At 63.4% G+C, this 12733-nt stretch carries 9 protein-coding genes; 3 read left to right on the top strand and 6 right to left on the bottom strand.

Annotated features, from left to right (window positions below; genetic code table 11):
• The first annotated feature begins 35 nt into the window (after nt 1-35).
• Genes nirJ through FHK92_RS04585 form a run of 3 tightly spaced genes read left to right on the top strand, consistent with a single transcriptional unit; the run spans nt 36 to nt 3595 of the window.
• Nucleotides 36-1214, top strand: a complete 1179-nt coding sequence (gene nirJ / locus FHK92_RS04575) for a heme d1 biosynthesis radical SAM protein NirJ (RefSeq protein WP_181287024.1) — start codon at nt 36-38, stop codon at nt 1212-1214.
• A 45-nt stretch (nt 1215-1259) separates the two neighbouring features.
• Entirely contained in the window at nt 1260-2102 is an 843-nt protein-coding gene (gene cobA / locus FHK92_RS04580) for a uroporphyrinogen-III C-methyltransferase (protein ID WP_181287025.1), read from the top strand.
• Nucleotides 2099-3595, top strand: a complete 1497-nt coding sequence (locus FHK92_RS04585; protein ID WP_181287026.1) for a nitrite reductase — start codon at nt 2099-2101, stop codon at nt 3593-3595. The genes cobA and FHK92_RS04585 overlap by 4 nt, the downstream gene beginning before the upstream one ends.
• A gap of 1098 nt (nt 3596-4693) precedes the next feature.
• Here FHK92_RS04585 and FHK92_RS04590 read toward each other — a convergent pair.
• From FHK92_RS04590 to nosR, 6 genes are read right to left on the bottom strand one after another with little or no spacing between them, the layout of a single operon-like run.
• Complete coding sequence (locus tag FHK92_RS04590; RefSeq protein WP_181287027.1) at nt 4694-5221, bottom strand: nitrous oxide reductase accessory protein NosL; 528 nt, start codon at nt 5219-5221, stop codon at nt 4694-4696.
• 28 nt (nt 5222-5249) lie between these two features.
• Nucleotides 5250-6080, bottom strand: coding sequence for an ABC transporter permease (locus tag FHK92_RS04595; RefSeq protein ID WP_181287028.1), 831 nt, complete (start codon nt 6078-6080; stop codon nt 5250-5252).
• A complete protein-coding gene (locus tag FHK92_RS04600; protein WP_181287029.1) occupies nt 6077-6994 on the bottom strand; it encodes an ABC transporter ATP-binding protein in 918 nt (305 codons plus the stop codon). The genes FHK92_RS04595 and FHK92_RS04600 overlap by 4 nt, the downstream gene beginning before the upstream one ends.
• Nucleotides 6991-8304 (bottom strand): nitrous oxide reductase family maturation protein NosD, encoded by a 1314-nt coding sequence (locus tag FHK92_RS04605; RefSeq protein ID WP_181287030.1) that lies wholly within the window; start codon nt 8302-8304, stop codon nt 6991-6993. The genes FHK92_RS04600 and FHK92_RS04605 overlap by 4 nt, the downstream gene beginning before the upstream one ends.
• A gap of 25 nt (nt 8305-8329) precedes the next feature.
• Nucleotides 8330-10249 (bottom strand): TAT-dependent nitrous-oxide reductase, encoded by a 1920-nt coding sequence (nosZ, locus tag FHK92_RS04610; protein WP_181287031.1) that lies wholly within the window; start codon nt 10247-10249, stop codon nt 8330-8332.
• Between the two features lie 54 nt (nt 10250-10303).
• The gene (gene nosR / locus FHK92_RS04615; protein ID WP_258232580.1) at nt 10304-12472 is read right to left on the bottom strand and encodes a transcriptional regulator NosR; all 2169 of its coding nucleotides are present in this window, start codon (nt 12470-12472) and stop codon (nt 10304-10306) included.
• Between the last annotated feature and the right edge of the window lie 261 nt (nt 12473-12733).

Raw genomic sequence — 12733 nt, forward strand, 5'->3', positions numbered from 1 at the left:
CGCCAACCCCTGCACGCCAACCGAAGGAGCGTTTTATGTTGAGGATCAGCCATTACCTGCGCGCCCTGGCCGGGCAATGTCCAGCCCCACGCGTCGCGCCACCCGGCAGCCGCCGCGCGCCGGTGGTGATCTGGAACCTGCTCAGGCGCTGCAACCTGACCTGCAAGCATTGCTACGCAACCTCCGCCGACAGCGTGTTCCGCGATGAGCTGAACACCGTCGAAGCCCTGCAAGTGATCGACGACCTGGACGACGCCGGGGTGCGGGTGCTGATCCTGTCCGGCGGCGAACCGTTGCTGCGCGAGGACCTGTTCCAGCTCAGCGCCTATGCCCGTGCCAAAGGGTTCTTCGTCGCCCTGTCCACCAACGGCACGCTGATCGACGCCACCAACATCGACCAGATCGCGGCGGCGAACTTCGACTACGTGGGCATCAGCATCGATGGCCTGGAAGCGACCCACGATGAGTTCCGGCAACTCAAGGGCAGTTTCGCCAGTTCCATGGCGGCGATCCGGCTCTGTCGCGCGCGCGGGATCCGGGTGGGTTTACGCACGACGCTGACGCAGCAGAACCATTTGCAGTTGCCCAAGCTGCTGGAACTGATGAACGAATACGATGTGCAGAAATTCTATCTGTCCCATCTCAACTACAGCGGTCGCGGCAAGCGCAGCCGCAAGCTCGACGCCCATCAGCAGATGAGCCGCGAGGCCATGGATTTGATTTTCGAGCGCGCCTGGGCGGACGTTGAACAGGGCCGCGACAGTGACTTTGTCAGCGGCAACAACGACGCCGACGCGATCCTGCTGTTGCAATGGGTCTCCCGGCGCCTGCCCCAACACTACGCCGCACTGGAGCAGATGCTGCGGGCCTGGGGCGGCAATGCCTCGGGCAGCGGCATCGCCAACATCGACAACACTGGCGAGGTCCATCCCGACACGTATTGGTGGCAACACTCGGTGGGCAATGTCCGCCAGACACCTTTCAAGACCCTCTGGCTGGAGCGCCCCGAGCCGCTTCTCGTCAAGCTGCGCGAGCACCCGCGCGCCGTCGGCGGACGCTGCGGTCAATGCCGCTGGCTGGCGATCTGCAACGGCAACACCCGCACCCGCGCCTGGGCCGACGGCGACCTGTGGGGCCAAGACCCCGGTTGCCACCTGAGCGATGAAGAGATCGGCGTACACGCGATTCCCAGCGTGGCGCCGAGCCCGATATAGCCCGATAGCCCGACGGCGAACCTGATGAAGAACCAAGGAAGTCCCATGCCTGCCCCCATCGTTTTGCCCGCTGCCCTGCAATCCTCCTTCGTCCCGGGGGAAGTCGCCCTGGTCGGCGCCGGTCCCGGTGATCCGGGCTTGTTGACGTTGCGAGCCTGGAGCCTGCTGATGCAAGCCGACGCGGTGGTCTACGACCGCTTGATCAGCCCGCAACTGCTCAGCCTGATCCCACTGACATGCGCCCGGCATTACGTCGGCAAGGCCGCCGGTTGTCACAGCCTGCCCCAGCCGCAGATCAACCAACTGTTGGCCGATCTGGCGGACCAGGGCCAGCGAGTCGTCCGGCTCAAGGGCGGCGACCCGTTCATCTTTGGCCGTGGCGCTGAAGAGTTGGAGTACCTGTTGTCTCGCGGCATCGACTGCCAGGTGGTGCCCGGCATCACTGCCGCAGCCGGCTGCTCGGCCTATGCCGGGATTCCGCTGACCCATCGCGACCTGGTCAATTCCTGCCGGTTCATCACCGGCCATTTGCAGCGCGACGGCGAACTGGACTTGCCGTGGCAAAGCCTCGCCGATGACGGCCAGACGCTGGTGTTCTACATGGGCTTGTCGAACCTGCACACCATTGCCGAGCGCTTGGTGGCGGCCGGGCTCGCGGCCGATACCCCGGCGGCACTGATCAGCAACGGCACGCGCCCTGATCAACAGGTACTGCGCGGCACGCTTGGGGAGCTGCCGGACATGGCCCAGGCCTGCCTCGACGGGCTGCCCACGTTGACCGTGATCGGCAAGGTCGTCGGCCTGTTTGCCCAGCAGCCGGTGCAGCATCCGGCGCGTATTCATCCGATGCCACAGGCCAAGCCCTTTGCCACGAAGGTGGCGTCATGAAGGGCTGGTGGTTCACCCCGGTGCTGTGGGTCAGCGTGGCCCACGGTGCCGACGTCAGCGGGCCGGACCTGGACCTGGCCGAGCGCAACTATCAGCAGCACTGCCAGCAATGCCACGGCGTCAATCGCATCGGCGCAGCCGGGCCGGCGCTGTTGCCGCAAAGCCTGAGCCGGATCAAGCCCGCCGAAATCCGCCAGGTCATCGAAAACGGCCGCCCCGCCAGTCAGATGGCAGCGTTTGGCGCCGTGCTGGATGCCGCGCAGATCGATGGTCTGACCCACTATCTCCAGCGCCCACCGGCCGTCGAGCCGACCTGGAACGAAGACGACACTCGCCGCAGCCATCGGCTACTGGCGGACCTCGCCGCCCTGCCGGACAAACCCCAGCACAATGCCGACCCGCTGAACCTGTTCGTGGTGGTGGAGGCCGGCGATCATCACGTCGATATCGTCGACGGTGATCGCTTCGAGGTGCTGGCGCGTTTCGCTTCGCATTTCGCCCTGCACGGCGGCCCGAAATTCTCGCCAGACGGCCGCTTCGTCTATTTCGCGTCACGGGACGGCTGGGTCAGCCTGTATGACCTGCACAACCTCAAGCTCATCGCAGAAGTCCGCGCCGGGCTCAATACCCGTAACCTTGCGGTGAGCAAGGACGGTCGCTGGGTGCTGGTGGGCAACACCTTGCCGGGCAATCTGGTGGTGCTGGATGCCCGTGACCTTTCGCTGGTCAAGACCATTGCCACGGTCGGACTGGATGGCCAGGCATCGCGGGTCAGCGCGGTCTATACAGCGCCACCGCGGGACAGTTTCATTGTTGCGTTGAAGGACGTGAAAGAGGTGTGGGAGCTGTCCACCGGCCCAAACCCAGACTTTGTGCCGAGGCGCATCGAGGCCGAGGATTACCTGGATGACTTTTCCTTCTCGCCGGATTATCGGCAACTGCTCGCCACCTCGCGCAAGGCCCAGGGCGGCCAGGTGATCGACCTCGACACCGGACGGATCGTCACGGATATCGCCCTGCCAGGCATGCCACACCTCGGCTCGGGCACCTATTGGAAACGCGATGGGCATTGGGTGTTCGCCACGCCGAATATCAGCAAGGGGTTGATTTCGGTGATCGATTTCGACACTTGGAAAGTCATCAAGCAGATCCCCACCCTCGGGCCAGGCTTCTTCCTGCGCAGCCATGCCAAATCCCGCTATGCCTGGACCGATGTGTTCTTCGGCCCGGACAACGATGCCATCCACCTGATCGACAAACAGACCCTGGAAATCGCCCACACCCTGCGCCCCATGCCCGGCAAAACCGCCGCCCACGTCGAATTCACCCGCGACGGCCGCTACCTGCTGCTGAGCATCTGGGATACCGATGGCGCACTGATCGTCTATGACAGCAACACCCTGAAGGAGATCAAGCGCCTGCCGATGAACAAACCGTCAGGCAAATACAACGTGGGCAACAAGATCGAATTTGCCGAAGGCACCTCACACTGACCTGGCATCCGGGGGGCTGCTGCGCAGCCCAGCGGGAGCAAGCTCCCTCGCCACGGGATTGGTGTCAGCCTGTGTACTGCAAAGCGATTGGAATACCCGTGGCGAGGGGATTCATCCCCGCTGGGTTGCGCAGCGACCCCCAAAAGGCCAAACCCAATCAACCTGCCCCACCTCAGCGGCTGCTCCAAGGGCCTGCTGCGCAGTCCAGCGGGGATAAATCCCCTCGCCACAAGGGCAGCGTCGATAACCCGTTTTCCCAACTACCCCAATCCCCGTGGCGAGGGAGCTTGCTCCCGCTGGGTTGCGCAGCAACCCCCAAAAGGCCAAACCCAATCAACCTGACCCACCTCGGCGCCTGTTCCAAGGGCCTGCTGCGCAGTCCAGCGGGAGCAAGCTCCCTCGCCACGGGATCGGTGTCAGCCTGTGTACTGCAAAGCGACTGGAATACCCGTGGCGAGGGGATTGATCCCCGCTGGGTTGCGCAGCAACCCCCAAAAGGCCAAACCAAAGCAACCTGACCCACCTCAGCGGCTGCTCCAAGGGCCTGCTGCGCAGTCCAGCGGGAGCAAGCTAAATCAACCTGACCCACCTCAGCGGCTGCTCCAAGGGCCTGCTGCGCAGTCCAGCGGGAGCAAGCTCCCTCGCCACAATGGCCGCGTCGATAACCCGTTTTCCCAACTACCCCAATCCCCGTGGCGAGGGAGCTTGCTCCCGCTGGGTTGCGCAGCAACCCCAAAAAGCCCGAACGCAATCAACCTGACCCACCTCGGCGGCCGCTCCAAGGGCTGCTGCGCAGTCCAGCGGGAGCAAGCTCCCTCGCCACGGGATCGGTGTCAGCCTATGCTGCAAAGCGATTGGAATACCCGTGGCGAGGGGATTCATCCCCGCTGGGCTGCGCAGCACCCCCAAAAGGCCCGAACGCAATCAACCTGACCCACCTCGGCGGCTGTTCCAAGGGCCTGCTACGCAGTCCAGCGGGGATAAATCCCCTCGCCACAAGGGCAGCGTCGATAACCCGTTTCCCCAACCACCCCAATCCCCGTGGCGAGGGAGCTTGCTCCCGCTGGGCTGCGCAGCAGCCCCAAAAGCCGGAAGCAGTCAATGGCTCATTGATGACATGGCCCCGGCCTGCCCCAGCAATTTCTGGTCGATGTCTTCCAGGCGCAGAACTTTGCCGCCGGTCTCATGAGCGAGTTTTTGCGCGGCTTCAGCGTCGGAGAAGGAGGCCAGGACTATGCCCATGGCGCCCTTGAGTCCGGAGCCGATCACGTAGTAGGCGGTGCGCGCATCGATCAGGTGGGCGTCGTCCGGTGCGTCCCAGTGGCTGCGGCCCATGTCGTGGACATACAGCTTTACATCGGCACGGTGGTTTTCCGGCTGCAACCACCAGCCAAGCATTTCCGCCGGGGAGCAGAATTTCTTCGTTCCGCCAGCACCGACCGCCGCCCCCTTGGGCCCCGGGAAATCGGTGATGACCATGCCACACACATGGCATTCATCCCCGGGATGAAAAGCCAGTCCCGCCTGGGTAGCCGGCGGCGATTGAGCCTTGTCGCAAGCCACCAGCGCCAGGCACACCAAAACCCCGGCCAGGACACGGCTCGCCTTGAAATAAATCCTGTTCATCACATCCTTCCTCATCAAGACCAGAAACTCATGGGCAACGGCGATTGAACAACCGATAGGCCAGCCACAACGGCACCACCAACCACAATCCCAGGCACAGCCAGAGCAGCGGCGCGGAAACCGGCAAATCGCTGCCCAGCGTCAACACGCCCGCCCCGCTGGAGGCGGCGTCAAACCCCGACACATTGATCAGTCGATACACATCGGTGGGGTTCAACAGCAACAGCCAAGGCAACAGGTCCGGACTGAACCGGCCCTCGCTCAGCACCAGCAATGCCAGCAGCGCCAGGTCGAACACCAGCACGAAGAAAAACCACACACCCAACGCCAGCCCTGCCGCGGTGGATTTTTCCGCCGACAGGCAACTCAGCACGTAGGCCAACCCGAGGAACACCCAACCCAGCAGGGTGCTGGACAACATGAAACGACCGAACGCCCAAAGCAGCAGGCTCAGTTCCACGTCATCCACCAGCACGGCAATGGCCAACATTGCGCAGCCAAAGCCAATCAGGGTCGCCAGGGCCAGGATCAGTCCATGGCCGACAAACTTGCCCAACAACAGTTGCCCGCGTCCCAGCGGATACGTCAGCAATAGCAACAACGTGCCGCTTTCGTCCTCGCCGACAATCGCGTCATAGGCCAGCAGCAAGGCAATCAACGGCATCAGGAACGTCGCCAGGCTGGCCAGGCTCGCCACCGTCGCCGGCACCGAGGTGAAGCCCAATTGGCCGGACGCCGCCGCTCCGAGCCAGGCGATGCCGATCGCCAGCACCGCGAACAACAAGCTGATCGCCAACAGCCAGCGGTTGCGCAGGCCGTCGCTGAGCTCCTTGCGGGCCATGTTCCAGATCGGGTTCATTGGCCGGCCTCCTCGGTCGCCGCGCGGGTCATGTAGTGGCGGTACAAATCTTCCAGCGAGGGAGGCTTGATCTCCACGTCCGTCGGGTCGTCCTGGGCCAGCAACTGGCGCAGCAACACCAACTTGCTGCCATCCGGCGCGGACACCTGCACGCCTTCAGCGCCCCAGCCCTGGGTGGCGTGCCCTTCGCTGCGCCAGTGCTGGCGCAACCAGTCGGCGCGGGACAGGCCCGACGCGCGGATCAGTGTCGGCAGCTCCGCCTCCTCGCGCAATTGCGCCAGGCTGCCCAGGGCCAACAGCCGCCCTCGAGTGAGGATCGCGGCGCGGTTGATGTGTGCCTCCACACCCGGCAAGACGTGGGAGCAGAGAATGATGCTGGTGCCCTGCCAGCGCAGGCGATCGAGCAACTGATAAAGGTCCTGGGTGGCGATGGGGTCCAGGCCCACGGTCGGCTCATCCAACAGCAGCAGGCGCGGCTGGCCGAGCAAGGCCTGGGCCAGGCCGAGGCGCTGGCGCATGCCTTTGGAATAGGTGCGCACCCGCCGTCGTGCCGCGCCCGCCAGCCCCACCTCCTCCAGCAAGCGCTCGACCTGCGAAGGCGCCGCGCCTTTAAGCCGGGCGAAATGCTGCAAGGTTTCCAGCCCGCTCAACTGCGGATAGAACATGACGTTCTCCGGCAGATAGCCAAGCATCCGCCGCACATTCGGGTCGCTGGGCTCGCGGCCGAAGACCCGCACCTGCCCCGAGCTGGCCTGCAGCAAACCGAGAATCAACTTCATGGTGGTGGTCTTGCCCGCGCCGTTGTGCCCGAACAGGCCGAGCACTTCGCCCTGGGCCAGGGTCAAGTCAAGCCCGTGCAGCACGGCGACGTCGCCATAACGCTGGCTGACGCCTTCGATTTCGACGACGTTCAAGACGCGTCCTCCTGGGCAACGTTGCGTTGAAGAGATTGGATGGGCGCTTGCATCAGCGGGTGGCTGTCCATCACACCGGGGGACTTCATCACCGGGAACGCCCGCTGCACCCAGCGCAACAGTTCGACGCCGGGGCTGTTCATCAGCAAGCGAACCTGGGGATACAGCCACAGCAGCCGGTCAACGTTGTCGTTGGGTTCATAGGCGACATCACCGAGGCCGTCGCTGTTGCGGTCCCAGCCCAGGTAATCGCTCCAGTAATTGCCGCGCCCGTCCGCCGACCATTCCTGCAGCCGCGTGGCCACATATTTGACCTGGCGCTGGTTATGGACGAAGGCATTGCCGGCGATGCGGTTGTCCTCCGAGCCGGCAGTGAGGTGGATGCCCACGGCGCTGCGCTCGAAATGATTGCCTTCGATGCGGTTGAACAACGAGTTGTAGATGAACAGCGCCTTGCCCTCGGCGCCGGTGATCATGGTGTCGCCGGTGGACCCGTCGCGCACATCCGTGACGAAGTTGTCGCGCAAGGTCGAATAGGTGATGTAGTTCATCAGGATCCCGTAGTTCTGGTCCTGTTCGGAACGGTTGCCGATCACCGTCAACTGACGGCTTTGCATCAGCGCATAGCCCGTGCGAGTGCGGCGGGTGGTGTTGCCCAGCAGTTGGTTGTCGTTGGCGAACATGTAATGCACGCCGTAGCGCAAATCCTCCAGGGTGTTGCCCTGCAGCAGATTGCCGTTGGACGTGTCGATGTAGATGCCGTCGCGGGTGTCGCGGATCTGGTTGCCGATGACCCGCGCGCCATGCACCGCGTACAGGTGAATGCCATTGCCACGATCCTGGGAGCGCAGGCCCGGATCGCCCTGGATGCGGTTGTCGATGAGGCTGACGTCCCGCGTGCCATCGACCCAGATGCCGAAGCCCTGGCCCTGCATGCGGTTCGCCCGCACCACCGCGCCTTGCCCGGCAGGCTGGATGAACACGGCGGCATTCATGGCCGTCAGGTCATGGCCCCAGTCCAGGAAGGTGCAGCCTTGGACCTGGACGTTCGGCGCCCGGATCACCAGGCCGTTGCCCTCGCCCTGCCCCTGGAATACCGCGTCCGGCGCACACGTGAGCGTCATGGCTTGATCGATGCTGAACGCGCCACGGTATTCACCGGCCGGAAGGCGCCATTGCTGGTCGCCCTCGGCCTGCAACGGCAGATCGGTGATCGGCCGAAGCGTGGCGAACGCGCCGCCCGACAACAGGCAGCACATCAGGGCGATGACCGGGCGACGAAGGTTCGAATGCTGCGTGTTCCCGGTCATTGCACCTGCCTCCTCGATGAATGACTCAGGCTTTTTCAACCAGCATGCGCCCGACCATTTCCATGTGCAGCGCATGGCAGAACCAACTGCAGTAGTACCAATGCAGGCCTGGCTTGTCGGCCATGAAGGTGATGGAAGAGGTTTGCTGCGGGCTGATCTCCATGCTCGCGCCATGGTTGGTCATGACAAAACCGTGGGACACGTCCTCGATCTGGTCGATGTTGGTGATCGTCACCGTCACCTCGTTGCCCTGCTTGACGGTGAACTCCGTCAGGCCGTAGGCCGGCGCCATGGAGGTCATGTAGACCCGCACCTTGTTGCCGTCGCGGATGACCTTGTTGTCGGTCTCGAGATTGATGCCGTCCTTCTTCGCCCGGGCCACGGTCTCGGCGAAGAATGGGTCGTTGCGGTTCCAGATCTTCTGGGTCTTGATCTGGTCGCGCCGGGCGAGGATGCAATCGTGGGGCTCGGCGAAGGCCGGGCCGTCGTGGACCAGTTTCATTTCCTCGCCGGAAATGTCGATCAACTGATCGTTCTCCGGGTGCAGCGGCCCGGTGGGCAGGAAACGGTCCTTGGAGAACTTGCACAACACCACCAGCCACTTGCCGTCCGCATCGCTGGTTTCGGTCAGGGACGCATGGTTGTGCCCGGGCTGGTACTGCACGTCGAGTTTCTGCTTGATGTAATTGACCTTCTCGCCCTTGTAGGCGCGGATAGCCTGGTCCATGTTCCATTTCACCACCTGGCTATCGATGAACAGCGTGGTGTAGGCATTGCCGCGTCCGTCGAAAGTCGTGTGCAGCGGCCCCAGGCCCAGTTCCGGCTCCGCGACGATCACTTCGCGCGGGTCTTTGTAGCGGTCGTTGAACAAATCATCCAGGCGGTCGATGGCGATCATCGATACCGTCGGCGAGAGCTTGCCGTTGGCGATGAAATATTTGCCGTCGGGCGAAGTGTTGAGGCCGTGGGGATTTTTCGGCACGGGGATGTAGCGGGTGAACTCGCTGTCCTTGCCATCGACTTTACGACCGTCCACCACCGGCACCTTGGAACCGTCCAGGTTGATGAACTTGCCGGCCTTGATCGCGGCTTCGATGCGCGGGATGTTGAACACCACGACCCAGTCGCGCTCGTTGCGCATCATGCCGCCCAGGTCGTAGGCCTTCTCGGAGTTGTAGCAGGTGCTGGCGGCGTATTTGCCGGTGTAGTCGGCGTCCGAGTTGTCCAGGTTGCCATCGACGATGACCTGGAAGGCCATCTCCATTTTCTCGGCATCGATGGCGTTGAACATCGTGAAGCTGTTTTTATCCTGCAGGTCGAAGGTGTGGCCGTCGTTGGGGTGCGGAATGACGAACTCGGCGTTGGCGAACACGTACTTGGTGTACGGCACCTTTTGCAGGCGCAGGCCGTGGATGGCTTGCACGTTGGGCACGGTGAGGATCTTGTCGCACTTCATGATGTCGAGACGAATGCGCGCGACCCGCGAGTTGGCCTTGTCGTTGATGAACAGGTATTTGCCGTCGTACTTGCCGTCGGTCATGGAGATGTGCGGGTGATGACAGTCGCCGTTCTGGTATTTGGCGCTGTCACCGAGGATGTGCTTGCTCTCGTTGGTCAGGCCCCAGCCGGTTGCCGAATCGACGTTGAACACCGGGATGCGCATCAGCTCACGCATCGATGGCACGCCGAGCACCCTCACCTCGCCTTGGTGGCCGCCGCTCCAGAAACCGTAGTATTCGTCGAGCTCGCCGGGGCCGACGTGGATCTTCGACTTGGCTTCCTTGGCCGCTGCCGCCCAGGACTCGCGGGTGAACGTTCCGGCGCCCAGTGCGGTGGCACCGGCCAACACTGCGCCAGTGACCGCGCCAGTGCCGAGGAATGTCCGCCGGCTGACGCCCCTGGGCTCTTCCACTGCGTCAGGCGTCGGGATTTTTTTATCGCTCATGCTGTGTGTGCTCCGTGAAGAATGAAAGGGTCGAGGCCAGGTCTTGCGCGCCGTTCAAGGCGTCGGTTCCACCTGCACCACAGGGATTCGTTGCGGGTCGGTCGAGGTTGGCTTGCCACGTTTCTTGCGCTTGTTGATCAAGGGCGGGCATTTGTTTTCGTTGTGCCAGGTCATCTGGCAGTCGAGGCAGTAATGGCATTCGTTGGCGTTGATCCGGCCGTCGGGGTGGATCGCCTGGATCTCGCATTCCTTGGCGCACAGTTGGCACGGGTTGCCGCACTCCTTACGGCGCTTGAGCCAGTCGAACAGGCGCAGCCGGGTTGGCATCGCCAGCGCGGCGCCGAGTGGGCAGACGTAGCGGCAGTAGACTTTGCGGGTAAAGATATTGATCACCAGCAGCCCCGCCGCGTAGGCGACGAACCACCACTGGCGGTCGAACTTCAGGGTAATGGCGGTCTTGAACGGTTCCACTTCGGCCAGTCGTTCGGCGGTGGCCATCGACTCCAGCGAGACGCCGAACAGCACCAGCAAAATGATGTACTTGATCGCCCACAACCGTTCATGAACGGCGAACGGCAGCTCGTATTGCGGCACCTTGAGCTTGCGCGCCAGCTCGTTGATCAACTCCTGCAGCGCGCCGAACGGGCACAGCCAGCCGCAGAACACCCCGCGACCCCAGAGCAGGATGCTGGCGGCGGTGAACACCCAGAGAATGAAGATCAGCGGGTCGGTGAGGAACAGTTCCCAGCGGAATCCTTCAAACAGCGCGTGGACGAAGGTGAGCACGTTGACCACCGACAACTGCGCCAGCGCGACGCCGCCGAGGAACACCACGGTGAACACCAGGTAACCGCGACGCACCCAATGCAGCAGCGTTGGACGCCGGGCCAGTGAGTCCTGGAAAAACAGGATCGCCGTCAGCACCAGCAACGCCACACCGAGCACGCTGATCTCGACGCTTTTCTGGTACCAGAGGGTCAGCCACATCGGCCGGCTGGCTTCTTCGGCCGCCGCCAGTTGCTCGGCAGTTGGCAATGGCCGTTCCAGGTAAGGCTCGGGCAGTTGATAGCCGAGTTCGAAACTGCTGAAGGTGCCGCTGACCGGCCCGGTCTGGCGCCGCACCAGCAGTTCCAGGCTCCACGGTGCGCCGGGGTCGAAACGATGGGCGGCGCGAATGATGAAAATCGCCATTTCGTCGAAGTCCGGCATGTCGGCGGCGGCGACGTCATCCAGGCGCTGGAAATCCAGGTCGCGGAAGCTGATGGTGTCGCCGGACTGGCGCAGTTGCACCCGGTCGAAAATCCCCCCGCGCACGTAGCCCGATCCCTTGAACGAATAGCGGCCGCTGCCCATCACCGCGATGGCCTGCTCGCCCGGTTTCAGCTCGGCCATCAGCGTGCGGTACTGCGTCTCGCCGAGCAGATTGCGGCCGATGGTGGGTGGGTTGAGGTGGGTGACGTAGAGGTCGATGAAGGTGTCGTTCACCTGCTCGCCACTGGCGGTTTCGACGTGTTCGGCCTCGGTGCCTTTGAACGAGGCGTCGACCTGGCCACGGGTCAGGTGCAGGCGCCGCACCGCGCCGTTGCCCACCAGGGTGGCCCAATCGGCGGGCTGGTAGACATCGTCCCGCACCCGGGCCGGCGCCACGGCCAATCCGGCATCGCCCTTGACCAGGCCCAGGGACACGGCGACGTCGTGGGCGGCGCGCATGATGACTTCATTGACCACCATCGCCGTCACGGTGGCGCCGGCGATCGCATCGACCGTCACCGCATTCGGGTCGCTGGAGTGTCCGACCACCACCCTCTGGTTGACCTTGATGCCGCTGTAGCGTGCGCTGAAGGCGTGGAGTTTTTCTTCGGCAATGCCGATCAGCAGGATGGGTTCGTGGTGTTCCAGCACGTAGGCACCGAGGATCACGCCGGCGGGATCGAGGATCACCTGGACGTTGATCGGCTTGCCTGAATAGGCCGGGATGTTCACCACATCCAGGCTTTGGAACACGTAGCCCAAGACCTTGCCGGCGGCGGAGAGTTTGCGAACCTTGAAGGCCCCCTCGGGCTCGGAGGTCGAATCGACCTGCCCCAGGACGTGGTGGATGCGTTGTTGCTCGATTTCACCGTAGTCCTTGGCCTGGACAATACCGGCGAACATCAGCAGCAGAAGGAACAGCCCGCAAAGCCAAGAGCGGGATGGGTGCAGCATCACAAAGGGACGGGTCATGAGCGCCAGGGCTTGAAGACAGGATCTTGGCCATCATTCTGCGGTCAGCCCCTGCCCCGGGCCCTTGATTGAAATCAACTCGGCGTAGATAACCCGTTTTTCCAGCCACCCGATCCCCGTGGCGAGGGAGCTTGCTCCCGCTGGGTTGCGAAGCGACCCCAAAAAGGCCAAACGCAATCAACCTGATCCACCTCGGCGCCTGTTCCAGGGGCTGCTGCGCAGCCCAGCGGGAGCAAGCTCCCTCGCCACGGGATTTGCGTC

This window comes from Pseudomonas brassicacearum subsp. neoaurantiaca (genome assembly GCF_013608025.1).
GTDB lineage: Bacteria > Pseudomonadota > Gammaproteobacteria > Pseudomonadales > Pseudomonadaceae > Aquipseudomonas.